The sequence below is a fragment of the Paenibacillus sp. NPDC058367 genome, from assembly GCF_042723305.1.
In the GTDB taxonomy this organism is placed as follows: domain Bacteria; phylum Bacillota; class Bacilli; order Paenibacillales; family Paenibacillaceae; genus Paenibacillus_AQ.
The window spans coordinates 553,560-580,446 of the sequence record NZ_JBHXIZ010000003.1; the positions used below are offsets into that span (position 1 = coordinate 553,560).

Genomic DNA, 26,887 nt, shown 5'->3' on the forward strand with positions numbered 1-26,887 from the left:
TCCTACCAGATGCTGTTGTTTGTGATGCGTTTAGCCAAGCCATTCACCGTAAGCAACAAAATAAGGTTGATTACCGAGTTGAATAGACCAACCGCAGTTGCAAAGCTATAATTGGCGTTCAGCAAACCGACCCGGTAGACATAAGTGGCAATGATCTCGGAATTCGCCAGATTGAGCGGGTTCTGCAGAAGATAGACCTTCTCAAAGCCAATAGCCATGACATTCCCAACATTCAAAATCAGGATGATGACGATGGTAGGCACAATACCTGGCAGATCAATATAACGAATTTTTTGAAAGCGTGAAGCGCCATCGACTTTGGCTGCCTCATAAAGCGTAGGATCTATACCGGCAAGCGCTGCTAAATAGATAACGGCACTGTAGCCCGCAGTCTGCCAAATATCAGACCAGACATAAATCGAACGAAACATTCCCGGTTCTCCAAGGAAATTGATCGACTCCAAACCGAAGAAGTTGAGAGCGATGTTCGCAAATCCAAGACGAGGTGCCATAAATAGCATAATAATGGACACCATGACAACCGTCGAGATGAAATAAGGCGCAAAAGAGACCAGCTGGACGAACTTTTTGAACCTTCCCCCGCGCAATTCATTAATCATGAGCGCAAGGATAATCGGAATTGGAAATCCCGCCAGCAGCAGGTAACCACTAAGCATGATGGTGTTCTTGAGCAGGGTCCAAAACTGCGGATTATCAAAAAATAATCGAAAATTATGAAATCCAACCCATGGACTTCCCCATATTCCTTTAATCACGTTGTAGTCCTTGAAGGCTAGAACCGCGTTCAGCATTGGATAATACTTAAAAATGAGGAAAAATAACAGAGGTGGAATCACGAGCAAATGTAGCTGCCAGTGCTTTTTCATACTTCTACGAGCATTTTGTAAAAATACAGAGCCCTTACGCTTCGGTAACGACTTGTGGTGTAATACTATTTCTTTCTCCAGAACAATCCCCCCCTAAGCAACCGCCAGTAGTTTATGATAGCGCTTTCTACGAGTTGATCATAATTGACTTTTATCCCCAAAGAAAAGGTACACTTGGGCATTTCAGCGTACAAATAACCCTATTCAGGGAGAACAAAATAGCTGTAGAACGGCCATTTTTCCGGAATCAGGACCCTCTCTGGAGATTTTCAATCTGGACAATTCTACCGGCAGTTGAATAAAGCGCATGAGACAATTCAACCAACGCTTGATAGGATTGCGTTTGCAGAAATGCTATGCTGTTTTTGACAGTGCGCACTGTACATTTTGTTTTATTGGAGGTATACAATGCTCGACTTGCGTAAAATTGGAGCTTATATTTCGAAGCTTCGCAAAGACCAGGATTTGACCCAATTGGAACTTGCCGATCAACTGAATGTAAGTCATCAAGCGGTATCGAAATGGGAACGGGGCGACTCGCTACCGGATATCGGAACGCTTCCGAAGTTTGCGAGATTATTCGGCAAAACGGTAGACGACATTTTAAATGCAGGAGACAATACAGAAATTCGGGAGCACCCGCACTTAGGAACGATCGTTGAGGAGATCTCAGAGAACAGGCCGGAACAAGTTGCAGAGATGGTCAATACCGGAGAGGCCGAGCTGGAGGAGCTTGTAGAAGTAGCGCCGTTTGTAAAAGCAAGCGCTCTGCATAAGGTTACAGAACGATTAGACAGCAGCGTCCTTAAGTTAGACGTGATCATGAAGCTGGCTCCGTTCCTTGGAACAGGTACATTGGATGAACTGGTTCGTCAGGCAGAAGAAAGCGAAATTGTGTGGAATACCATTTCTGGACTCGCTCCGTTCGTCAGCAGCGACACATTAAGTCGACTGGTAGATAAATCGATTGACGGTTCCTTAGAAGTGCACAATCTTGTTGGGATTGCCCCATTTCTTGATAGAGAACATGTAGATCGCTTGGTACAACAAGCAGAAGAGAGCAGCTTGAGCTGGCATTCCGTTCAAGGGCTGGCACCCTTTATTAGCAGAGAAACATTAAACCGCTTGGTAGACCGGGTTGCAGACGGTACTATCGATGCGGACCAGATCATAAGCCTCGCACCTTTTCTGGACAGGGAAAATCTCGAGAAGTTGATTGGTGGAGTCGAAGCTGAACATCTTAGCCCAGATCTGCTGGCAAGTCTTGCTCCTTTCGTCGATCAAGGGACATTGAGCAGAATGGTGACAAGCTTATTAAATAAAGTAAAGTAGACACGTATATCGGAGATCAGAGATTGGTGATGCATAGACCGTCGGCGATCACCAAAGCTAACGGGAAACGTTAGTTAAACGACAACAGCGGCAGTCTAAGACTTTATTTATCAAGTCTTGGTCCGCCGCTGCTTCTTTTAATGAATCAGTCTAATACTTAATTTTCACCAAACAACTGTTTATTCATCAATAGACTGTCTATAAGCGCTCGGTGAAACGCCGATTAACCGCTTGAAGGCCCGTCTGAAAGAATGTGAACTGTTATAGCCCACCCGCATAGCAATCTCATCGACCGTATACCGACTATCTTTGAGCAAAATCACAGCCTGATCCATTCTCACTTTTATCAGATGATCAGAGAAATTGACACCGGTAACCTCTTTAAACAATTGAGAAATGTATTTTTCAGGCCGTTCCACCTGTTCAGCTACCCGGTACAGACTCAGCTCTGTATCCGAATAATTCTCTACGGTATATTCCTTGATCTGCTTAATAATCTGAATATGAACATCCTTCTTTTTATTTGCAATAAGTCCGCACAGTTCTTCCATAATGACAAAAAATTCGGTCTGAATCATTTCGAGTCGTTCCGATGAACCAATGTCTATGACCCTCCGCTTCACACTCTCGATGTCCGGGTATTCTGTAAAAGCCTTTTGATCCAGAAGCTTAAGAAACGTCCCTTTTATTTCACCAACAAGCTGTTGCTTCATTTCCATGGATAATTCACGCTGTTCCATGTTCTGGGCAACAATCGCACGGACAATCCGTTTAGCCTCTTCTAGCTCTCCAGCCCGAATGGTACTGATCAGACGTTGCTCTGTATCCAGTGGATAATAGTAGGTCGTATTCTCATTTTGGGCTTCGCTACTCCATACAATTCCTTTTTTATTCATGTAGACGGCATATTCCAGAGCTTGTTTGGCTTGGTCAAAGGAAAGGCTAACCTCCGTTATTTCTGTGAAAAGATCACCGAAGCCCGCCTGAGTAGTAATACGGTACTCATTAAAAACGTACTGCGCCAAATTCTCCAGAATGTTAGTGATATTTTCTGCCTCATACGCTTTGTTGGTCTCTTCTTCCTTGGAGAAAAACAGAGTTACCACTTTGTCGGAGCCCATATCCGTCATTAGTACATCCACTCCGAGATCCGATAGGGACTGCTTCAGCAGCAAACGGGAAGCATTCAGCTCATTGAGGATTTCAACGCTGTCCATACCGGCATAGCCGTTAATCTGAACAATTCCTACATATCCAGTGTTCTGTTTCAAGTTAATCCCCACCTGCTCAGCGGCAGTGAGAATCTCATCATGCGTTTTGAATTCACCTGCTAATAACCGCTTCAGAAATGCATCCCTGACCAACGGCAGCTGACGATTAAGTTCGGTTTCCAGCAACTTGTTCTTGGTGATCATATTGGCAATATTTCCGCTTAAAAAGTCAAATTCATTCTTGGCGGAGGCCTCTTCCTTGCCAAATTGCTCCTTCATAACGCTAAGCATATGGTTGATTGGAGCGCTGTTACGGTAAGCAAGTATTAGTCCGACTATCAAGCCGATGAGTAATGTCCCTCCAGTAATTTGTATGGACATTTGCTTGATCTTGTTAGCATTCTCCATCAAAATATGCCGGGGAATCCCTGTCTGGTATACCCAGCCGTTCGAATCAGAACGAGTCGTGATCACTAGATCGTCTTCATAGAACTGACTAACCTTGTTTTTATCAAATTCCGAATCAGCGGTCATATGGGCCATTTTCTGCTCATCACTTCCCTGCAGGACAATCGTATTTCCTTCAGCATCGCTGATATGAACCCAGCCTCCGTAACGCTCAGTTAGACCAGATAACAGACTAGAAATGATTTTCTCGTCTATGATCACTACCGCGACAGCTGGTGAGGAATCGTTGAAACTATCCAGAGGGAGTGACTGCATATAGGTAATAACGGAGGTTTGCATGCCCCTGCTAACATAGTCACTGAGTGGCTTGATTTCACTGCGGTGGGTTTTCTCAAGCACTTCTTTGGTCCAATCCTGTAGCGAAAGATCCTTATAGTTGAAATTAGAGTAGTAATGTTCCGGTCGGTAAGAAGAACCTGGGGTTAGAATAAGATTATAATTGGCGAGGTAAATATAATAGTTTTGCAAAAAATCATTCGTCTGACCGAAAGTCAGGACATTCCGCATCGTTCTCCAAATGCCATACACGTTCGTCTCATTGTCTCTTTCATTCATCAGAACGTTTAGCTCTTGGTTGACTGCCAATTGCCTGGTAAACCCTTCTACTTCCGCCATGCGGCGCTCCAATATTTCCTGACTTTTCTGGAGCTGGGTGACCCCGTTCTCAATAGAGATAGACTCTGTCACAGAAATCGAAGTCAGATAGGACATATATCCGCCAATGCTGGGAATGACCAAAATGACTACATAGGAGATTAAGAATTTACGAAAGATATTGGAATATTTAAGCGTAGTGACCCCTCCCCTAATATCATTTCGATAGCGCTATCATTACCATAGATTAAAACATTTTACTTAATAGTCAAGTGTGCAAACCCAATTTTACAGGTGTTAAAACTTTCAGAACTGGATAAAAAGCAGCGATATACGCCGTTATCACTGCTTTTTATTCACCATCCGAATTTTTTATCTTTCCAGTATGTTAACCCTTCTAAGTTGTACCCATCGTATGGCGGGTAGAACGTGAAGGCACAAAACCGAATTCCTCCTTGAAACGATCCATAGCATACAAGGGCTTATATTCTTGACCGGAAAAATGATAATAATCCAAATGATAATCATTCCCCACCAACGGGGTAAGGAGCTCAGCCACTGGCAAATTGCTGCTAGCATCCGGCCCAACCAGATTGAGAGTTCTTACCCCCGGCTTAAGTGGAGATTCCAGTGCCGCAGTAATTCCCTCCACCACATCCTCAGCATGGACATGCCCCAGTGTGATGAACGGGAGCGTTGGCTTGGATCCTGTCTTCAAGATAGGAGGAATCCAGCCTGGGGAGGCTACAGCTCCAAAGCGAAGATTGATAAAGTCGGTATCTTTATGATTGCGATGAAAATACCGGGTCAACTCCTCGACCATAGCCTTGCTTAGCCCATAGGCATCCGCTGCCAAACAGGGATGATCATCTGGGATAGGCAGCTCAAGCGGAATAAAATCCTCAGTGAGTCCACCCACCACGGCAATGGAGCTCGCTGTGATGAACTTTTGGCAACCGTGGTCAAGCAGATATCGGTACAATCTCCTTGTTCCCAGCACATTAACAGCAAGGCTTTCCTCCTCAGTAGAGCCGCCAGTAACTGCGGCAAGATGAATCACCGCCTGAATATCATACGAGTCCAGCCTGCTCAAATCCTCCGCCGAATCAAAAGAACCCTGAACATACGCAAAAGCCCCTTCCGGAGCTTGGCGTGACAGACAAATCACTGTATGTTTATCTGCCAAATACTTGGCTAGAGCCGTTCCGATAAATCCACTTGCTCCGGTAATTAGAATATTCATGCTCATCTCCCCTTCTTTTTCTCATCGCATATCATTCAGAAAAAAGGGGCCAAAGAAGGCCCCTCCGTTCATTCATCGCTCAACTTATTCTGTCCACTGTTCTCCGCCTTGTGTACTAGGCTTCGAGATATGGTCGGTCGAAGCCTCCTCAATATCACCGAATGCCCAGTGGGAGACTGGAACATCGTTCCACCCTGGCTGCGTGACACCCATAAGCGGGCCCCTGCCCAAAACTCTGTTGATAGCTGTAACGGCTTCCGCACGAGTAAGCTTGGAATTCGGACGGAAAGTTCCGTCACTGTAGCCATTCATTATGCCTATATCTTGGGCTTTCTTTATCGCTGCCTGTGCCCAGTGACCGGTGATGTCAGAGAAGCCGCGGCCCGATGTTGTAGAATTCGGGCTCAGCATGGCTGTTAAACTAGCCATTTCTGCACGCGTCAATGGTTGATTAGGCTTAAAAGTACCATCAGTATAACCGTTCATTAGTCCCATCTTAGCTACTTTGGCAATAGCATCTGCCCCCCAATAGCTGGAGGGAACATCACTGAATGTTACGCCTGATCCAGTGGCCTCTTTCTCAGCAACCTTCGCTAGGATGGTTGCCATCTCAGCACGGGTAATGGGAGCATCGGGTTTAAAGAAGCCTCCCGGATATCCGTTGATATACGCCGAATGTCGCATCGTCTCGGCATCATCCTTCCCATCAGTTCCAGATGCCGGAGTTGGCGTCGGAGTCAGGGTAGGTGTGAATGAAGGCTGAGCTGGTATAGACGGACCCCCTGCATCAGTCGGTGTAGGTGTTGCCGTCGGCGTCGGCGTTGGTGTTGGAGGTTCTGTAGGGTTCGTTGTTCCGCCATCACTGGTTGGAACTGTGAATTTCAATCGATCTGTCAGCATGAGATTACCTGATTTCTTCACAGCTTTAAGTGTGTGTAAGCCGCTTGCCAATCCAGAAATACTATAAATCTCCTGTTGTGTCAGTCGACTCTGACTATAAGCATTCACGGTCTGAATCCATTGTCCGTCCACATAAATATCTACTTCACCTTGATCTGGACCCGTAGGTGTGATCAATCGGATTCCAGTGCCCTTGAAGGTATATTCAAAGGAATCGCCGTCCACTGTCGTTGAATGCACATCATTAAGATAATCGCCACCAATAGTAAAGCTGAGGTTCAGCTTTCCCACTGGTTGTGCTGCGAGATAAGATTTGTTCAGTGTAACACGGTCACCAGCTACCGTATAATCGGTCCCAGGAACCAGATGATATGATCCATTCGTAATGCCTATGAAGCTTTCCGGCTGTTGTAGAAGTGTAATCTCAATGTCCTGCTGAGCAGAAGGCGATTTATCAAAGCTCGCTGCGATCGGATTAATCATATTCGGAATCTCTACCTTGAGCATGTCAAGCAGCATGAATCTGCCTGATTTTTTCACAGCCTTGAGTGTGTGCTGTCCATCTGTAAGCCCAGAGATACTGTACAGAATCTGCTGTGATAATCGCCCGTTTCGATAAGCGCTTACCGTGCCCTTGAATTGATCGTCTACATAGATATCCATATCCCCTTGTGATTCGTCTACCTCAGTGAACAGTTGAATCCCTGTTCCTCTGAAGGTATATTCAAAAGAATCACCATTCTGCTCCGCATACTGCACATCGTCATTGTAGTCGCCCATTCCTCTTCCACTACTGCGGGACCAATTACCGTTATATTTGATTCCCGGATCGTCGTTATTAACCATCACATAACGGATGCCTGTAGAATCGCTAATGTGTACCGCTAGTGTCTGTGGATCACCGGCGTTAAAGATGATGTTAAGACTTGTTATGCCAGCAGATTGCCGTGCCAGATATTCCTTCTTAATGGTCAATTTGTCATTAGTCACCGTATAATCTTCTTCGCGGAGTGCCACTCCATTATTCTCAATACCACTCAGCGTATTACCATGCAAATTAAGCGTGACTGTGACATCCTTCTGTTGTTCCGTTGCTTTATCAAACCCAGCGGAAGTCGGAGTGATAGAACTGTTCTGACCCCCAGCCGGACTTTCTGTTGTCACTTTCAGCGCGTCGAGCAGCATATAATTTCCTGATCCCTTGTTCACCTTAAGCGTGTGAGGGCCGTTAGAAAGTCCTGATACACTATAAAGAGATTGTTGTACCTCTCTCGGTCCACTTGTATACGCATTTACAGTCTGTGCAACCCCATCGTCTAATGTAACAATCATTTCTCCTTGCGATTCATGCTTTTCCGTCAGCAGCTCAATGCCCGTTCCCGTAAAGGTGTACTCAAAAAAATCACCGTCCTTCTCGGTATAGTGCACATCGCCATTATAATCTCCATGTTCTCGGGCTGAGCTTACCTGCCATGTGCCGTTGTATTTAATGCCGCTGTCATTATCATTAATGTAAACCACATCCGTAACGGTGGTATTGCTTGCCGAAGCTGAATCCGCAGCAGGGGCAGCTCCAGAGCTAAGAGCATCCTCTTGAGGAGTACTGGTAGCAGCACTGGAATCCTTGATTGTAATGCTCAGATCCTGCTTTCCCTCTAACAGCTCCTTGCCTCCATTTCGCTTCCAAACTCCGCTGTAGCGCATCCCTGTATCATCGTTATTGACAGCTGATGTACCGCTTAGCGCGGTTACTTTAAGCATGCGAGAGGCATGGGGTTCAAGGATGCCACCGCTGAATTCCTTCTCAAAGGTTCCCAGCTCGGAATGGCTCCATAGGTCGCGCACTGAAGCCGGACCATCAAGGCCAAGATCACTCCATTTGACTTTAACCTCCGCACCCCGACTACCCAGATTGAACAAAGCAACGCTGTAAGTCCCATCTCCATTATTGGCGTACCAGACCTGCTGCTGGGTATCCATCGACACCGGATGTCCAGGCCGTCCAGCCTGATTTACGGCAATTACCTCATCATTGGTAAGCAGTTCTAGTCCATAACTATCCAGCCGTGTCATGTCATTCCCCGTATAGAGCGGTACGGAAGAAATGGACCAAAACGTCATCGCAGTCTTCCGCTCATCCTTGGTCAGACCATCCATGGAGCCGTTACCAACATTCAGGGAATCGAAGTCATTCCAGCCACCAGGGCCTGCGTCCCGCCACCAAAGTGCCGCTTTGGGGAATAATCGGGAAATACTCGGCCATGCTGTCAACCCACTTCCGTCATAAGATTCAACATCCCAATCAATTCGCCAACCGTTAGCATATTTTTTCCAGAATTCTACGTAATTGTGATCGAGCGCCCAGGACAGCTCAAACCAGATGTTATTTCTATCCAAAGCCTTGGACCATGCTTCTACATCGCCGCGTGCATCCCGGCTCAAGTTGTCAATCCCCGACCCAGGGGTTACGCTGTCGAATTTGACGAAATCGATCCCCCACTCGCCAAGCATATCTGCAATAGAATCCACATACTTCTGGGCACAGGGATTCGTGAAATCAATTTTATAGGTGTAGGAATTCCAATAATCCATAATGGTAAGCGGCTTGGCCGTAATATCCTGAATACGACATTCGCCGCCTGTCCCATACACCTCAAGATTTCGGTTATATGCATCGATAGATACCCCCGGGATCAGATAGATCCCAATCTTTTGTCCATTATTATGAACATAGTCAATGACCTCCTGAAATCCGTTCGGATAAAGGACTTCACTAGGAATAGGTCTCCCGTATTCATCCATATCGCCATTCCAGCCCGCATCAATATTAATATATTCATATCCATGGGCTTGCAGCTTCTCATGCATCGCATCCGATTGCTTCTTAACGCTCTCCGCCGATGTCCAGTTTCCTGCCCCATCATACACTTGCATACTGTAACTGCTCCAGCCCATATACGGCTTTTGAGCCATACTCTTTTCCGCCGCTTGCGCAACATTGCCTTTCATTCCTGTAAAACCGAACTGTACTGCTGCAATAATGAATACTAGCAGACTCATACCCAATCTTTTTCCCATTCGCTTCAAATCATCCTTACCCCCTCATGAAATGTGGTCAAAATTACTTTGATAGCGCTTTCTTTCGGGAAGATCATAATTGAATATGGATTCCCAAGATAGGTACATTTCGGTATTTTACGTACAAATAACCCCAAAATAGAGGGGCAAATAAACAGCCTAACAGACATAATTCCCTCGATTCGAAGAACTTAGTAAAAACACTGTACCCTAGTTATATTTGGACAATCATAAAACAAACTCTTGTTTCCTCGTTCCAGTGATGAAAATCACTTACTTTATTGGTAAAATAAAGAATAGTCTAGAGATACAACCTACATAGCTATAACAGATGAATGATATGCTTAAGGCATCTTTTTCATTGGAAAATTGGGGTGCTATGATTGAAATTGCAGATAGATTGATTACCCAGATTGCATTCATATATGAGACAAGCAGTGACACATTGAGAGAACAAAACTTGAAGCGAAGTATTCCCTATTATTTTGGATTTAGCTTATGTTCAAAAGGAATCGCACTGCAAAAGCTCGGTAAGTATCCTGAGGCTAGAATGTGTATTCAAAAATATGCTGAATTGGGCTGGATCAAAGGACTAGATGATGAAGGAATTAATGAAGTCAAATACTACTGTAATATTGCAAAAGCCAATACCTACGTGCTCGACCTTTTGGAAGGCCAGACAGGAGTCCTAAAGGAGTATGTTGAATTTATTAGAAACAGTGCTGAGGAAGAGTTACTGCCAGGACTAATTACCATCTTGGAATCCTCGATAAAATATAACTATTCCGTAGATTGGATTCTGAGTGATCTTAAAAACAACGTAAATGACATAGAAAAGTATGTGACTAATGTGGATATAAGATATTACGAGGAATACATTTATTTGCTGGTGATGTATTACTACGAACAAGAGAATATGAACGAAGCAATCAACACTATTCTAGAAACTCTGATTTTTAGTATCAAAATTGAAAACGATACAAACCTCAAGAAATCAGTAGCACTCTTTGAGCTCCTAAGAGAACATGCTCATCAATCACAACTTCAAATGTATCACAACATAATGGAAAAAATAATAGTCAAAGAGTTTACTAATGAAAAAGAAAATGTTCTTGCTTACAGTCGTAGTCTTGATTAGTTCCAGCTTAATGATCGCCTCTGCAAGTGCTTCCGCTGTCAATTTGGGTTCCACAATTTACACCGTTAACAATCACGGAAGGTCATTGATTGAAATTTTATAAGTGGATTATACAAAGGAGCGATCATCCGGCTATTGGATAATCGCTTCTTTGTATGTAAATGCAAAAGATAGCTTAGCTAAAGACAACAAAAAGTAATAGTTTCATATTATACATAATCCTATGTACTCTATCATTTTTTATATACAATAATAAGAGACAACTGATACCTGTGCTACGAAGGTGTTTACATACAAATCAACCATTAGAGGTGTATTTTAAAGATGAATAGACCAATTCGTTTTGGAATAATCGGAAGCGGCTGGCGGGCGGAAATGTATCTTAAGTTGGCTCAGCTGCTTCCGCAGCAATTTCAGGTAACCGGTGTATTGATCCGCAACCCTGCCAAATACCAGCAACTGATCGACAAATGGAAACTGACCGTATACAGCTCGATAGAACACCTTGCGGCCGAGAGCGATTTTGTGGTCCTGGCGGTGTCCAAGACCGCTGCCGCCTCACTGCTGTTGGAGCTTGCAGCGCTGCAAGTACCTGTGTTGGCCGAAACACCCACCGCCTCTACGCCGGCTGAATATGAACTGCTTCGATCCAGTGCCATTGATTTCCCTCTGATTCAAATAGCCGAGCAATATCCGCTGTTGCCTCATCATCAGGCAAGAACCGCCTATATTCAAACCGGACATTTGGGCGAGGTAGGTCATGTTCAAGTCTCTGTTGCGCATGGTTATCATGGAATCAGCCTGATCCGTAAATGGCTCTCGATCACTGGCACAGCATGTGAAATCACAGCTCGCCGGCTAGAGGTTCCAATCATGGACTTCTCTTATAGGGGGAGGGAGGCCGAAGATGACCTGAAGACAGAGCAGCAGGATATCGCAATTATGGTGTTTCCCTCCGGCAAAAGCGCTGTGCTTGACTTCACTCGCTCCCAATATTTCTCGCCCCTCCGTACCAACCGGGTACTCATCCGCGGATCACATGGAGAAATTCGCGATAATGAGATTATCCGTCGCCTGGGAACCGAAGAGACCGAGTATATGAACATTAGTCGGATTCAAGGCGGACAGGAAGGCAGTCTGGAAAGTCTCTCCTTGCATGAATTGCGTGCAGGACAGCTTAGTCTATTTCAGAACCCGTTTCATCCCTCTCCCCTTTCTGATGAAGAGATTGGGATAGGACAAGCCTTATTGAATATGTCCAGCTTCCTGCACACGGGAATTTCAGCATACTCATTAGCGGATGCCTTAACAGACATCAGACTGTCATTCGCGGTCGATGAAGCCATCACCCTTGGAAGTACTATAACTTTGCAAGATGAGATCAGGTCTGCCAAATAAAAACAAACACATGAGAAAGTTAAGAGCCTTCTCATGTGCCTGAACAATTGTATACGATTCAATGACTCGAACAAGTGTAGCATGCAAAACAGAAATCAATGACCGCCCGATTTCAATGCCATGCCCTCATGCTCCATATGAAATTTAATTAAACGAACAAATATCCGATTACAGGACCCATAAAAATAACCAAATATATAAGTGTAATCCATGGCTGATAATGAATATAGAATTCTTTGAAAGAAAGACTCCAAGGATGCTTAATGATCACCCAGCCCAAAACATCAATTATAATGCAAACTCCGGCCCATATTGCCCCTGTAATAAGAGCTTCTTCAAGGTTGGGTACAGATAACCCCCGCATATATAGCCAACCAAAGATAGAAAACAGAATGACATTATAAAGAGGATGCCAAGGCTTTGTTTTTTCATATCCCTCCCCCATACCTTTTTCGTCCATTGGACTCATTTTTAACACATAAATATTAAATACGGTATGTAAAACTCCAACAATAGTCACTATAAAATAGCAAATCCATAACCATAACATCGACATTGCAAAATCCTGCATAACTGCCTCCTTTTATTACCCCAGCGCATGCAACTGCTGCTTTTCCGGCTATGGAAATGAGACCATTCAAAACAGAGTTGTTGTTTGAATTGAAAACATCATATCTGACTCCGCTCAAGTTTGCGCTTGATAATACGATGGTTATTATGCTTGCATCCGGACTGTATCTAACCTGGTAACCCTTATAAATATGCGCCTTCATTGGATCTAATGAATTCAAATCTTTGTACACGCCCTTTTGCAGAAACCGAAAGAAACGAGTACGAAAAGGGAACATTGCATATTGTTGGCATCCGGCTCCTTTGACGGAAATTCAGTAAAGGAGGCTGCCGTTATAAAACCAGAATGAACCGGCGTTAGCAAAATGCCAGCAAACCCGCTTAAAATCAAACAAGGGTTCCAGCTCAAATGAGCTGAAACCCTTGTTTTTAGTGATGCCGAGGACGGGGGTCGAACCCGTACGGTTCTCACGTACCGCAGGATTTTAAGTCCTGTGCGTCTGCCTGTTCCGCCAAACCCTTGCTATGAGTACACTTTTAGCTATCTGTTCAATGTTAGCTTAACAGGATTCGTTGATTGTTAGTCATGATAAATCCTGTGAGCTTAGTATTATTTTATCATGATCAGAACAAGAACGCCAGTTCTTATTAGAATCAATCTATTAGCTCTTAATAATCTCAGGCTAGACTGCGTTCAACTAAATTGAACCTTCTACCCCATGAAACGTCATAAATACAAGTAGCTTCTACTCTGACTTTTTTTGAATCTTTCCTAACCAATCCATAACGTCATCCATGTTGGGCTCTTCAGCTACAATAGTAGTCGGAGGATCAAACAAGTCCTTTGCTTCACTCCTGATTCCCTCGTCAAAAGTGTCAGCATTCCTAAGGTTCATATCTATTTCATGACTATAGAAATCTTCATCTTCATCTTCATCTTCATCTTCAAGGGGATTAGAATGCTGTATTATCCCTTTCCTTATTGCTGCATTAAGAAACTTCGCGCCTTCTAAAGTAGGAAAATTCTCTGTATTGTCCTGAGGGTATATTATATTTTCAAAGGATTCTACTCCAAATTTAATCATTTCCAATCCTATTCCAGCTTTCTGATATCCTTCTTTTACATTCATTGAATAGAGTTCAGAAACTGTCAACGGGTTGTAATCATCCCCCTCTTCTCGTACATCATAAGAGAACTCCCCAACTTCCTCATGATTATATTTTGCTATAATTTGAAAATCTGTAGAATAGATCTCAATATTTCTACCCTTTTTGTCAAGAAAGTTTCCCATAGCGCCTTCATCTCCTAACTTATTTTAAGAACTCAAGTTACAAAACTACGCAACAATAATCTCCTCACTATTCCCATTATATAAAACATTCGAAAATTCCCCAGAAGTCCACCATACTTAATTTGCGCACAGATCCTAATCAAAATTTATTAAATCCTTCTTCGCAAAACCAACGACTTGCAGCTAAACCATCATACATTGCTACTTGCCATGAATTAGGATTTTTTTTCTCTCTACTTCGAGCTTGCTTTAAAAAAAACCCCCTTCTCTCTTTAGCATCTAAATCAAACCATACATCTACTTGAGCTGTGATTTCTTCAGCAGCATGAACACTATACAGTTCATTTAACTGAAAAAATGTAAAGTGGTTACGTACCCTTTTCTTTAATGATTCATCCCAATTGTTAGGTGGATCAACAAAGAATCGAATAACAGGAGGTACTGATTCTATCACTTCTGCAAACAAAAACCTCTCTGAAAGAAAATCATCAAAATAAGGATGAAGAGTACTATTTTCATACGTTAGAGCAACTTCATCTAACTTTTTTTTGTTACACTGATCACATGCAGGAATGAGATTAATCGGCGCTACGGCTAAAGAGGGAAAAAGTGATTTAGGCAAATAGTGATCAATAGAAGATACTCTTCTTTGAGAACATATAGGGCACATTGAATGTGGAGTATGAGATAGTAACTCATTGTAAATACTTCGGCCAGGTTGATCTTTATCTACCATCCTTGTAGTATAAACTCTGATTAAGTGCTTTTTGTCGATAGCCAGATTAACACATGTATTATCTTTAAGAGTGTAGAGTAATCCTTTCTCTCCAAGTAATTCATAACGATCAGAAACTTTAATTATTTCTGGAATACATGCTTCTAGTGTTTTTTTGAGTTGTTTTCTCTTTACTTCGCTTATACATGTTTTATATACAAATTCCGTTGTGTACGCTGGCTTATCGATAGACCTCATCTCTTCCCTCTATTCTCTTTGTTTATCAGTGCCTTTAAAATTGCCTGCGCTTGCATTCCTAGCTCATCATTAAAACTCTCTAAAGCTTCCTCATAGTTATCATACTCACTAGCAGCATCTGCTAATAGTTTATGAAAACCAGAATTGGTAAGTTCATAGGAGAACACTTCTCTGGTTAAAGTATTTATATTTTCACCAAAAGTCTCTATTTCAGGTTTTTCGAACTTTAAATTAGGTCCATATCTGTTGAATATCCAAACACACTTTCTTGGAATCTCTTGAATAACGACTGGTGAATGAGTAGCAATAATTCCAATTGCATTTCTTTTCACAAGAAGATTCGAAAGTATTCGTGTGAAGGTTGATAGAAGAGGGGGATGAAGGTGTGATTCTGGTTCATCTAGTAAGACTACTGTTGATTCTTCCAACTCATTGATTAAATTTGCAATTGTCAAAAGAACAATACTATGACCTGAACTAAACTTTTCACATATAAGATTTGCTTTATCTAAAAACTCATCAAATATCTCGCTCTTCTCCTCTGAGCTTAATGACGAATTTTTAGTCTTCGAATCCTTAATCTTTTTCTCCAGCTCACTTTCATTAAGTAAACTACTAATATCTGACTGTGAGAAGATCGGATCAGAACTCATCATTTCTATAGCATTTCGTAATCTTACACTTTTAGAAGGAATGCTTTTACACTTCCAAATACTATGACATAGTTCTTCACGTAATTCTTCTGTACTTTTAGTAACAATCTTCTCATTCACATTAGTTGAGCCAAGTTTTTTGCTCTTTCTAACTTTCTTTAATCCTATATAGGAGTACCCAATTTTGTTCTTTTTCTTCAACTGATTTTTAACAATTTCATTTTTATCAAAAGCGCTAAAGGAAATATATATTATGTTTTCAAATAGATTATCCTCCGAACCTAAAATGAGATCTTCAAAAGTTCCGATATTGGGATTGTTCTTACTATGACCAAGAAGGCTAGAAGCCATATTACGAAGTAATTGTGATTTCCCGACTCCATTTCTTCCTATAATCGCATAAAGATTAGTTGGAGGGTTAGAATTTGGTTTTGTGGTAAACTCAATATCATACGTAATTGAGTTATTAATTATATTAACCGCAGTATATTTAAAATGATATTTCTGCAGTCGTGATTCACCCAAAGCCAATTTTTGAAAGCTATTATTAATTTGCGCTAATGAGATATCTCTCATTAGCGACCGTGTAGTGACCCTTTCATTATATACCTTATTAAGTAGATCAGGATCTAAAGCAATGTCATTCATGCTTTTTAGATACTCATCTCTAAATTTATCCCCTAATCTATTTAAATTTTCATAGTAGTATTTGTCCTGTCCAAGCGAAAAAAGATTCTCATCTAAGAATCCAAAGACTTCGTCGGGTAGGTTTGGCCTATCTTCCATATCAAATTCACCAATTTTTACAGAACCTATATATGTTACTTCTTTTCTTTCGTCTTTAAAAAATACTTGATAAAGAGAACGGAACTCCCACCAATCGTTCCAATTATCCATAACTAAATAAATACGCTCTTCAGGATACAACGCAACATTAGAATTTACAGGCAACACACAAAATTCCAAAAAAAGTCCTCCTAGTGCATTTAATACAATATGATATATTGACCTAATGACAGTGCGACATTACTCTCAGCAGGTTCTACAGTATATAAAAAAAGGCCTAGGAATGCTTTCCCTAGACCTTCGCACGGTGCTTCCGATACTTCATAATTTTATGCCTCATTCCAATACTTGTCAATCAAATGTTTTTTTGTAAGTATATTGCCTCATACCTTATTAATGAATGCTCAAATCAATAGTTTTCGGACGACATTTATGAAAATTACCTATTGAGATCTCATTACCAAAGTCTTCCCTTATCAATCTATACTTTTTTAAACAATCTATATTCACATTAATTCTTAACTAAGTTGAAATAATTCCCACCCAAATATATACATACATTCTGTCTTAGGTACTGAGCTTCGGGCAATTTTATTACATTATCGTTATAATCTAAAAGTGTAGTCACGACTTCAAAGTCATTATCAATCCAAACTTCGATCTCAGTATTATTGTTTACACAATTTTCCAATTGTTCATTAGTTAGTACTTTAATTTGTCTTTTCAATTCAAATCCCCCTAAAAATAAAAAAATAAGCACACGCAAACAGAAAGGGGTTTTCCTAACTGTTTACGAGTGCTTCTCGTTATTTAATACATTACTACATCTACAAAAATGCTTCAACAATTATTTCCATATAACAATTGAATTCTTTTCAGTTTTGCATGCGATCGCTTTGCCAGAATGGCTAACCGACAATAAATGCGTTACAGATTCAGCGAACAAAAACTCACTGTAAGAATCGATTGGACTAGATATATAATTACATCTTATGGAACTAGTTTTTTCATAATTGTTATACTTTTTAGGTGGATTCACTATTATTCCAGGTTGATAGTAATGTGCATTTTCTTGTCTGCTACTATCGGTATTTACTGATACTAATTGAGTGTCACCTGTATCAATATTGTATATTTTGGAACCATCGTAAGCCTTTTGCAGCAATAAGTTTTCACTAATTACAAACAGCACCTCACTTGGAGCTTTAATCTTTTCAACTTCTAAGGATTTCTCTTTTATTTCAGCAGAGTATAACTGGTTTTCGAATGATAAGTATATTTTTGAAGCCGATACAAAATCATTAAATAAAGGATATGAACTAAAGATACCCCTTCTAAATTTGTATGAAGATAAACTTTCATTATCCTTAAAGGAAAATAAATTTATTGATTTATCACCGAGAATAAAATAGTAGTCAATATTAATAGGAATTATAACTTGTTTCTTTTTTATATTTGGTACTATATAAGTAACATTATCTTTTATCCAGTAAACGTATACTGAGTATACCCAACCACTATTTATGGTCTTAAATACACAAATATCAGAGTTTTTGTAATATACACCCTCTAATATTTCTTCGTCATTTTTTATTGAAAACTCATAATTAATTACTGGCTGATCATTATTAAGTGGTTGTGAAAACAACGAGTATGTATTGTTTTCAGATAATGTTAGTATAATAAAATTTGTTGAGTCCTTATTATAGCTAAACCATTCAATCCTGTTATTAAACTTCAATTCCATTATCGGTCTTCTAGATTTTATTCCCTCCAACTCTATCTCTGTTTCTCTGTATTTTAAAACTAGTTTACTAAAAAATGAATACTCCCCATTATTTTCAACAGTACCGTTAATATATACTTCATTACGCTTTGCAGCTTCATGGATTTCCTCTGCTTGCGGCCTTGAAGTAATAGGAAGTAGCAGTAAATTAGTAGGAGATTCAATACGCATTTGGGTTACCCAATCATAAAAATCCAATGAGATAAAATACCGCTGTTCATCTAATGGATTTATTATTAATTTCTTCAATTTCCCCACGGGTAATTCTGTGTTTAAATAGGGAGAAATCATTTTGAAATCATGGTTAGTATCTAATCCATCTCGTGCTTTCAATGCTAAATTAAGAGTTTCAAGAATCTCATGTTTTTTTTTATTTGTATTGTTCCGTCCTCGGGATATCCCAGGAAGAGACATTTTCAAATTATTAAAAGAGAGGTAGACCCTGCCTTGGATTGTAGCTTTCAAATTCGGTACCTGCTTTTTATTAGCATTCTCCATAGAAACTACAATTCTTGAATAGAGATCGGTTATGTCGATTTTTTGATATCCCTCTAGATGTACTAAATCATATAATTCATCAAGTAGAAACCTTGTGAAAACACCATTCGAACCTTCACTGAAGGCCTTTTCATCACTACTCGCTGATATTATAACTTTTCCCTTGCCATGTATCTGAAGCTCACCATGTTCCTTTCTACTCTTTGCTAAATGCCCACTGTAACAGCAGTCAACTATAACGACTACTGCCTTCGCTTTTGTATTATTAATTGTATTTGCTAATTCTTTCATACATATTTTGTCATCAATTACATCCTCAGCTATTGAATCAGAACAAACAAGATAACCTTCTTCATATATACGATCTCCATGTCCACTCCAATATAGGATGAGAGTATCTGTTTCATCACAATTGACAAAAAAGTTTTTAACTCCTGCTTCTAGATTGTCTTTCAATGTACGGTGACCCCTAAACGTGGTTAGTTGATCGTATTCAAAATGTTTTTGTACAAAAGTCTCCATTTCATTTAAGTCATTAGTGATACTTTCCATCGACTCATACCGTGGATCTGTATATTTGTCGACTCCTACAAGCATAAATTTATATTTCTCCATGTGTCTCACTACAATCCTTCTCTATTGAATCTTTTAATAGCTATACATGATTACTTTAAACTCATCTAATTGGCTTTTTAAAAAAATCTTTATAATTACAAAGGAAATCTTCAATTTGAAAGGCCTCTAGCTTTTGAACTTCTAATGGAAAACAATGATGATGGATATATATATGATCTCTATTATCTTTATACTTATTCTTCTTACCCTTAAAATCATCAGCTAATAATTGCTTGGCTCCTTTTAATGCCCCAGCATGAAGATAAACTACTTCTGGGAAAACACCACGCGACACAGCAACACGTAATGAGACATCGTAAACACTTAGTGGCCCAAATCCTGGAGCTAATTTTGCTTTACGTATGTTAGAGAAAACATCAAATACATCTTCAAATTTCTCTGGGTTATTAAGCGAACTAACAATATTGGGATTCGATAAAATAGTGTCTATGATCCTACGATATATTTCCTCTTTATTACTTATTCGGTACTGATGTGGGTCAAATTGGTATTCTCCGTCTGGATCTGCTCCTGGCAATGCATATTCTAGCAGTTCATTTAAGTTAGTTGTTTTTTTATATTTATTTAATCTATCCCTATACAAACTCTCCGTTTTTAGATACTTGTCCACAAGCTCTTCTAGCATAACTCATCCCCCTATTCTTAAGGTTGCCCCAAGGAATACTATTCTTCATTTATATCTCGTACGTTAAGATCCCTTTAGCTACCTCTGTCAAATTTACTGAAGTGATTTCATAATTTATTTCAAAAGTTTCTTCAGCTTGTATCATTAAAAAACAAGGGAAAGCCATATTTTCTTTTGGATTCAATTGGTCAAATTCAAAAATTAAAACCGTACTCTCATTTTCTTCATAATGCTTATAGTCAAATAACGCTTCAATATAATTTTTGAAGTCTTTTTTTAAGGTTTTCGTAGTAGGTTCATAGGCTATTTGCAAATAATGTTCCTTCACTAAGTGAGCGTACTGATAATCATTAATTTTACTATCAGAATCATGACTGAATAAAAGATGAATATATCCATCATATCCTGTAAACTCTTCAATTATCTCCTTTTTGGGCTTTATAAAATCATCACTTTTTAAGACCTCAATATTCTTATTAAATGAAAACTTTACTTTTATATTCTGATCTTGTTTACTTCCTACATTCCTTAGGACAACTGGGATAATATTGTAAGAAGCAAAAAAACTGAACAGCTCATAATATGAATTATACTTCTTAATTTCCTTTTCAAATAATAATAATGCATCATACTTTTCAATTTCTTCTTTTGTTCCATTTCTTATGTCATCCATAGGAAAATAATTGTGACCAATAAATTTAGCTTCTTTTAATTCTCCTAAATAAAAGAACTCAGGCTTAAGTATAATATCAAGTAATTTCAAGGCTTGTTGTTCCAATTTTTCTCGTCGAGTTCCTGAAAATTCACAATATTCTTCTTTACTAAACTGCGAAGATAAAAAGTCCCTGAGGCCTACAGCATCAAATTTTGATCTTTCTTCAGTTCTTTTAGCAACTTTCATATCTGATATTTTTTTTATCATTTCAATTAATGGTGTTTTTTTTCCAAGATAAAAGTTCGACTCCATTAGATTAATGCTATTTGAACTCATATTGTTGCAGAACTCTACTTTATCCTTTAAGTAAAATTGAATACTAAGGTCACTTTTTTTTTCTGTTCTTACCCCCAAGAAATGTTCAATCCAGCTTAACAATCGATTTTCAAAATCTATTCTTGCTTCCTTTTTCCCTTGAGTTGAATATAGCATATATGTATAAATTAATGATTTGGACATCAACTCAAGATCTGTATCATTAGCATGCTTTCCACTTCGAGACAGGAATTTCCCTAAGTTTCTGTAAATTATTGCTTCCAATGCTTCTTGATCATTCAGTCTTTGAGTTATGGTTATGTTTCCCTTTTTCGAAATCAATGTTGCGTTGTCTCCAAAATCTTTATCTGTAGCCTTCTGTTCATTAATTCGATTTATGATTTGTTTAGTCTCATCATTACAAGTCCCTATTAGGAATAGTTCATAGAAATCTGCTTCATGATAATCATTAATAAGTGATAATGTCCATTTTCGAATATTAGGCATTGTAAAGTTATTTTTTGACGTTTTAACCTGAACAACTCTTGGTTGCTTGTTAGGGTAATACCAAGCAATATCAACCTGATCTAATTCAGTATCAGGCTCAATTTGAACAAATTCCCATTCCTCGGTGATAAGAGTACTGATAACACATACAACAGCTTGAGCCAAATACCCCCAAGCACCTTCCTTCCCCCCCATTAGCCCCACCTCCTTATTTATTTTGGATCTTATACTTGGATCTTCATTCATTTAATCGAGCAAATCGTTAATGAATCGCGATGGGCTCGCTTTAACTCCGACCCCATTCCAATTCGACCTACGTCCAGCATAAGATAAATACAACTTATTCTGTGCCCGTGTCATTGCTACATAAAGTCCTCTTCTCTCTTCCTGTACCTTAGTTTTGTCATCACCGTTTCTTCCAGGAAGAAAGAACTCTTCTACAGCAACAATAAATACAACTTTATATTCCAATCCTTTGGCTGTATGGAAGGTAGATATACCAACTTTATTAATTAAAGGATCTATATGATTAGATTCATCTTGCAATTCAATTTCCGAGATTAATTCTGAAAAATTAGATGTAGCAGATCTAGAAATTCTGTCTTTTAGAAGTTCAATATGTCTTTGTTCTTCATCAGCGTTGTCGGCTGCTAACTCTTCTATAATAGTTTCAACCCCTAATAGATCACATACTCTATTGAAGATATTTAAATACGGCTGTCTTGCAGTACCATCAAGGCAAAATTTTGATATATCACGAATCATCTCATCAAATGAATCTTCAATAGCAATTTTAGATAAGGATTTAAGACTAACTTCTCCCATTTCCTCTAGATAATACTCATACAATTGATGATAATCATAACGTTTCTCTAAATCAGTTAATAAACTTAAAATAAGAAGTTCATTATTAGGATCGTCTTTTAGTTTCATAACATTCATAATTGTTTCGGTCAACAATAATTCCCTGTAGTTAAAATTTCTACCGAAATGTTGGAATGGTATGTTTCGTTCTGCTAGAGCTTCATCAATTATCTTCAAAGAAGGATGACGACTACGATATAAGATAATAATATCATTATATAGAATTCCACTTTGATGTAATTCATCAATTTTCTCTGCGACCCATTCAGCCTCTTCTTCCCAAGTATTAAAAACCTCAATTGCATATGAATCATTTTCATTAGAAACCCTACCAGTAAGTTCTTTACTTATTCTGTTATCATTATTTACTATCAATTTATTTGCAGCATCCAATATAATCTGAGGCGAACGATAGTTTGCCTTCAAAACAAATGTCTTTGCGTTTAAAACGCGGATGTAATCTTGTATCACTGTTGGCAATGCCCCCCTCCATCCGTAAATGGATTGGTCATCGTCTGCGACCGCCATAATATGTTTTGCTTTCATCCCTAATATTTGAATTAATTCAAGTTGCATGCGATTGGTATCCTGCATCTCATCTATTAGTACATAGGGAAATGCGTTATAGAAAAGATTTAATACATTAGGTTGAGTTTTTAAAAGCGTTACTGTAAGTAGAATAGCATCATCATAGTCTATAAAATTGTTATTCTTTAATTGTGAGCTGTACTCCTCTGCCGCTTTAGAAAAATTAAACACCTTACTTTGCTTGTAAGTTGCAATATAATCAAATACATCTGAAGAGGAGTTTTTCAATGAACTAATTCTAGATCTAAAATCTATAGCTTTCATCTGTAAAGATGTTTCACGAATGATTTGATCCATTAATACTAACTGTTGATTTCCAGTCAAAAAAGTAAACGAACGGTCTAATCCTATTTTGTCACCATAAGACTTTAGGACCCATAAACAAAAGTTGTGAAATGTTCCAATTCGGACTTGCTTATTATCAATCCCACTCGCTTTCACACGAGCTTTCATTTCATTTGCTGCTTTATTTGTAAAAGTAATAGCAAGAATCTTCTTATGTACTTCTAGTAGACCTGACTCAAATAGATACGAAATACGGCTTGTGATTACTCTCGTTTTTCCAGTGCCTGGTCCCGCAAATACCATTGAATGGCTGCTGAAAAATTCAACAGCACTACGTTGTTCAACGTTTAAGTCTTTAAGAGCTTTCATTATTAGAAGTCATCCTCTTCAAGTTCATAGTCTTCTTCTATGTCTTCGCCTTCACCATCATAAATTTCATAATTATCATAGTGTCTTTCGTAATAGTCAAAGTTTTCAAGACTCTTATCATCATCTTCTTCGATAATGTAGCCTGCTAATTTAATCACAGCTCTTAGTGTATTATCAATAAAGTCTCTAGGGAAATAATTAAAGAATGCTTCACCAATAAGCCTCCCTGTTGTTCTTCCTTTGATTTTCCGAAAGGAATCTGCAATGCATTTCCTAACTGCTTCTTCAGCGTCTGGAACACTTTCTAGAATGAGGAAGCACTCACTTATATCCGCGTTGGCTTTACGTAGCGCTCTGATCTCTAATCCTTTATCCTTGTTAAATTTAGATAGCGCACCTTTTAGACCTGAAAATAAATCTAACATTCTCTCGGATGGTAAAAGCTCCTTCAAGAATAGAAGTAATTCTTCAATAGGTACATGCAGACAAATCAGGCCCTCAATATCTCCCATATCAGTGTTTCTAGGTATTTCGTAAAATGCTGAACACTCCTCTTTAATCTCCTTGATAACTTTTTCGTGATTTTCATCTACCGAATCATAATCAATCATAGCAACACTTGGAATTTCAAAGTTATTCAATAATTGTACAAATGCTTTAAGATTATTTTTTCCTCCTGTATTAATTACAGATACACCAATACGATCCAAGTCATAGGTGCTAGATTCATTAGAATATGCAATTCCTAATGCAGGAAAAAGACCTTGCTCTGTAGGACCTTCTACCAAGAGTACAGCTTTCGCAAAGAAAGCATCTGCCTTACCAACATCTAGGTGTTTTTCGTATGAAGCAATATGAGCATTTGGGAATTTAGCAGGTAATTGAATGCAAGTAGATACATCTTCTTCAGGTTGCCTCCGAACCAAACAGAGTTGCTTTGGATTGATCCATTCTATTAGCGTAGGAGAATGAGTAGCTACCCAGACTTGTCTCAATTTAGAAAGTTCCAATACCTCTCTGTACATCGCTCTTTGAGAATGAGGATATAGATGAGATTCTGGCTCATCGATGGCAAAAATACCTTCACGCAACTTACCTATACCCGCAAAAGCTCGAAAAACACTCACAGTCAAAACGCTTTGTAAGCCTAAACCAAGCTGATCTATATTTAGGTATTTCTCTTCATTCCGATGTCTTAGTTGCAGTTGAATATTCTTTTTTATATCTGTAGCTGAAGAAGCTGCTACAGTTAGTCGAATAGCTCCATCTTTATCAGACAAATCAATGACTTGTCTTGTTATACTTCCCACACCTTTTATGAACTCACTGATGTCAGCATTTTCATTTAATGTTTCGCCTGCTTCATCAAGCTTACCTAATATTTCTGCTTCTTGATTAGATAAATCAATTTGATCAAGAATTCTTCCAAATAGGCTTCCCTTGTTAGATTTGATAGCTCTGTGATCACGAAGTGCATCTTGATAATAAAATGAGATTAATCTTTTTTCTGAAAATGAGACAGAACGCTCAGGTTGTCGTTTATATACAAGAGAGGGCTCCACTTCTTTTGTATCTTTATCGATGAAACATTTAAACGTGAACGGTAAAAAATAATGATCTTCACCGTTAATAATTTCAATATCAATCATTCCAATAAACGCTGCCTTTATTTCTTCACTTAAATCTGAGAATATAACATTAACTTCAATAGGTAATTCTGGATCATAAAAATCCGTTTCTTGAAGCTCTAAGGTTCGAATGGAACGTTCGGAATTAAAAAGACTATGTAATATAGTGAGGATACTGGTTTTCCCAACATTATTTTCGCCAATAAGAATAACAATGTCATACCCATTTATTTTGTGAGGGATAATTTTAACTTCTTCATCAAAATTCCTGAAGTTTTTAATCCGTAATTCTTGAATTCTCATTATGACTCCTCCAATAATTTCCCAGTATTATTTCCAATATCTACAACTCTAGAATTCTCATGCATATATTGAACTTATCATATTTTGTCTAAAAAAGATGTCGAATAGCACCATTAAATAGACTTCTTCAATACTTTTTATATTCATTTTAAGTTATCATTGATCATAATTGTGTTTTTGAGGATTTACACGAAGCTAATTCGAAGACCCTTGAAGTAAGATTTTCCCTCTAAATAAAAAACTGCACCACTCGGGTGCAGTCACTCAATCAATATTTTTTTAATGTTAGCTGATACCCGTCAGAAGTCGTGAGTATCATCATTTTTGAATCTACCAGCCTTAGGATATTCTTCTTGTCGCCGCCTTCATACTTAAAAGTGAGCTTATCTCCACTGTAAACGAATGTGACGTTATTGGGAACTTCCTCACCTTCGCTAAAGAAGGTAATCACACCTTTAGTATCGCTCTTAATGGTCAACCTAAATGCTAACTCATCTGAACCTGGAGTGCTCCACTGTCCTTCAAAGGATTTCACCCCCATATTTGAACCACTGTTAGCTTTATACAATGTGACGCTGAACGTTCCAAGATTCCACATTGCACTACTGTCTGACTTAGTTTCTTTGAAGGTGAACAAAATAGAACCCTCCTTGGTTTCTACAGTTCCTTTTCCGCTGTTTCCCCAACCGTCATCACCGTAGGTAAACGTTCCCTTCCCATTTTTGATTTCCGTTTTGATCTCAACGTCAGCTATCCTATTGGATGGAGGAGTACTAATAGAGAAAAAATGTCCAGTCAGTACATTGTTCTTTAAGCTTTTAAGTTCAAAATAAATTGCACCATCAGTTGATAATTGTTCTTCTGGCTTCTTAATGTTTTTCTTTTCTACCCATAGCCCCGAACTGAAGTTTACTGTATTAGAGGCCACATTTATTACTGCATATGTGCTTTTACCACCTGAGCTTGCATAAATGATTGCTTTTCCTGGATTAAGGGCTGTTACTAACCCACTAACACTCACCGTTGCTACCTTTGTATTTGTCGAAGAATATGTAATCTTTATATTTCCACCTTTTGGTGAGGTGACTACCGTTGGCTTCAATTGAAATGTCTCGTTTGCTTTTAACGCGTTTGATGGACCTTTGACAGATATTGAGGTTACTTTTACTGCTTGTTCTGCATGAATTAAGGTAATTGGACTTGTAACTAGCGTTAAGGAAAAGGTAGCTAAGGTAGCTGCTACTACAATTTTTTTTAATAATTTCATTTTCAGTCTCCTCTCAGAATCTTGTGTATTTCACGAAT

At 39.1% G+C, this 26,887-nt stretch carries 18 protein-coding genes and 1 tRNA gene; 4 read left to right on the plus strand and 15 right to left on the minus strand.

What is annotated here, in order from left to right:
• Nucleotides 1-2: 2 nt before the first annotated feature.
• The gene (locus ACFWMP_RS19295) at nucleotides 3-887 is read right to left on the minus strand and encodes an ABC transporter permease (RefSeq protein ID WP_143759569.1); all 885 of its coding nucleotides are present in this window, start codon (nucleotides 885-887) and stop codon (nucleotides 3-5) included.
• A gap of 408 nt (nucleotides 888-1,295) precedes the next feature.
• On the opposite strand from ACFWMP_RS19295, the gene ACFWMP_RS19300 reads away from it, so the two are divergent.
• A complete protein-coding gene (locus ACFWMP_RS19300) occupies nucleotides 1,296-2,219 on the plus strand; it encodes a helix-turn-helix transcriptional regulator (RefSeq protein ID WP_379424503.1) in 924 nt (307 codons plus the stop codon).
• A gap of 179 nt (nucleotides 2,220-2,398) precedes the next feature.
• Here the strand turns inward: ACFWMP_RS19300 and ACFWMP_RS19305 are convergent, their stop codons facing one another.
• From ACFWMP_RS19305 to ACFWMP_RS19315, 3 genes are all read right to left on the minus strand, one after another.
• Nucleotides 2,399-4,609, minus strand: coding sequence for a helix-turn-helix domain-containing protein (locus ACFWMP_RS19305; RefSeq protein ID WP_379424504.1), 2,211 nt, complete (start codon nucleotides 4,607-4,609; stop codon nucleotides 2,399-2,401).
• Between the two features lie 280 nt (nucleotides 4,610-4,889).
• Nucleotides 4,890-5,735 carry an NAD-dependent epimerase/dehydratase family protein gene (locus ACFWMP_RS19310; RefSeq protein WP_379424505.1) on the minus strand — a complete coding sequence of 282 codons (846 nt, stop codon included), beginning with the start codon at nucleotides 5,733-5,735 and terminating at the stop codon, nucleotides 4,890-4,892.
• An 84-nt stretch (nucleotides 5,736-5,819) separates the two neighbouring features.
• Nucleotides 5,820-9,713 carry a X2-like carbohydrate binding domain-containing protein gene (locus ACFWMP_RS19315; RefSeq protein WP_379424602.1) on the minus strand — a complete coding sequence of 1,298 codons (3,894 nt, stop codon included), beginning with the start codon at nucleotides 9,711-9,713 and terminating at the stop codon, nucleotides 5,820-5,822.
• 331 nt (nucleotides 9,714-10,044) lie between these two features.
• Between ACFWMP_RS19315 and ACFWMP_RS19320 the strand changes: the two genes are divergently transcribed.
• On the plus strand, nucleotides 10,045-10,851 hold the full coding sequence (locus tag ACFWMP_RS19320; RefSeq protein ID WP_379424506.1) for a DNA-binding protein: 807 nt from the start codon (nucleotides 10,045-10,047) through the stop codon (nucleotides 10,849-10,851).
• Nucleotides 10,852-11,175: 324 nt separating this feature from the next.
• Complete coding sequence (locus ACFWMP_RS19325) at nucleotides 11,176-12,249, plus strand: Gfo/Idh/MocA family oxidoreductase (protein WP_379424507.1); 1,074 nt, start codon at nucleotides 11,176-11,178, stop codon at nucleotides 12,247-12,249.
• Between the two features lie 148 nt (nucleotides 12,250-12,397).
• On the opposite strand, the gene ACFWMP_RS19330 is transcribed toward ACFWMP_RS19325, so the two are convergent.
• Nucleotides 12,398-12,820 carry a hypothetical protein gene (locus tag ACFWMP_RS19330; protein WP_076284726.1) on the minus strand — a complete coding sequence of 141 codons (423 nt, stop codon included), beginning with the start codon at nucleotides 12,818-12,820 and terminating at the stop codon, nucleotides 12,398-12,400.
• A 56-nt stretch (nucleotides 12,821-12,876) separates the two neighbouring features.
• On the opposite strand from ACFWMP_RS19330, the gene ACFWMP_RS19335 reads away from it, so the two are divergent.
• The gene (locus ACFWMP_RS19335; RefSeq protein ID WP_339266494.1) at nucleotides 12,877-12,999 is read left to right on the plus strand and encodes a hypothetical protein; all 123 of its coding nucleotides are present in this window, start codon (nucleotides 12,877-12,879) and stop codon (nucleotides 12,997-12,999) included.
• Between the two features lie 259 nt (nucleotides 13,000-13,258).
• Here ACFWMP_RS19335 and ACFWMP_RS19340 read toward each other — a convergent pair.
• The 10 genes from ACFWMP_RS19340 to ACFWMP_RS19385 all read right to left on the minus strand — a co-directional run bounded on the left by ACFWMP_RS19340 (nucleotide 13,259) and on the right by ACFWMP_RS19385 (nucleotide 26,849).
• A tRNA-Leu gene (locus tag ACFWMP_RS19340) sits at nucleotides 13,259-13,333 on the minus strand.
• Between the two features lie 232 nt (nucleotides 13,334-13,565).
• Nucleotides 13,566-14,111 (minus strand): hypothetical protein, encoded by a 546-nt coding sequence (locus tag ACFWMP_RS19345; RefSeq protein WP_379424508.1) that lies wholly within the window; start codon nucleotides 14,109-14,111, stop codon nucleotides 13,566-13,568.
• 139 nt (nucleotides 14,112-14,250) lie between these two features.
• Entirely contained in the window at nucleotides 14,251-15,084 is an 834-nt protein-coding gene (locus tag ACFWMP_RS19350) for a hypothetical protein (protein WP_379424509.1), read from the minus strand.
• Nucleotides 15,081-16,703: an AAA family ATPase gene (locus ACFWMP_RS19355; RefSeq protein ID WP_379424510.1), complete on the minus strand. Its 1,623-nt coding sequence runs from the start codon at nucleotides 16,701-16,703 to the stop codon at nucleotides 15,081-15,083. Before ACFWMP_RS19355 ends, ACFWMP_RS19350 begins: the two co-directional genes overlap by 4 nt.
• Nucleotides 16,704-17,370: 667 nt before the next feature.
• The gene (locus ACFWMP_RS19360) at nucleotides 17,371-19,422 is read right to left on the minus strand and encodes a caspase family protein (protein ID WP_379424511.1); all 2,052 of its coding nucleotides are present in this window, start codon (nucleotides 19,420-19,422) and stop codon (nucleotides 17,371-17,373) included.
• A 61-nt stretch (nucleotides 19,423-19,483) separates the two neighbouring features.
• Nucleotides 19,484-20,068, minus strand: a complete 585-nt coding sequence (locus ACFWMP_RS19365; RefSeq protein ID WP_379424512.1) for a hypothetical protein — start codon at nucleotides 20,066-20,068, stop codon at nucleotides 19,484-19,486.
• A gap of 49 nt (nucleotides 20,069-20,117) precedes the next feature.
• Entirely contained in the window at nucleotides 20,118-21,740 is a 1,623-nt protein-coding gene (locus ACFWMP_RS19370) for a hypothetical protein (RefSeq protein ID WP_379424513.1), read from the minus strand.
• A 51-nt stretch (nucleotides 21,741-21,791) separates the two neighbouring features.
• Nucleotides 21,792-23,651, minus strand: a complete 1,860-nt coding sequence (locus ACFWMP_RS19375; RefSeq protein ID WP_379424514.1) for an ATP-dependent helicase — start codon at nucleotides 23,649-23,651, stop codon at nucleotides 21,792-21,794.
• Nucleotides 23,652-23,653: 2 nt separating this feature from the next.
• Nucleotides 23,654-25,582 carry an ATP-dependent nuclease gene (locus ACFWMP_RS19380; protein ID WP_379424515.1) on the minus strand — a complete coding sequence of 643 codons (1,929 nt, stop codon included), beginning with the start codon at nucleotides 25,580-25,582 and terminating at the stop codon, nucleotides 23,654-23,656.
• A 268-nt stretch (nucleotides 25,583-25,850) separates the two neighbouring features.
• Nucleotides 25,851-26,849 carry an Ig-like domain-containing protein gene (locus ACFWMP_RS19385; protein WP_379424516.1) on the minus strand — a complete coding sequence of 333 codons (999 nt, stop codon included), beginning with the start codon at nucleotides 26,847-26,849 and terminating at the stop codon, nucleotides 25,851-25,853.
• Nucleotides 26,850-26,887 lie beyond the last annotated feature (38 nt).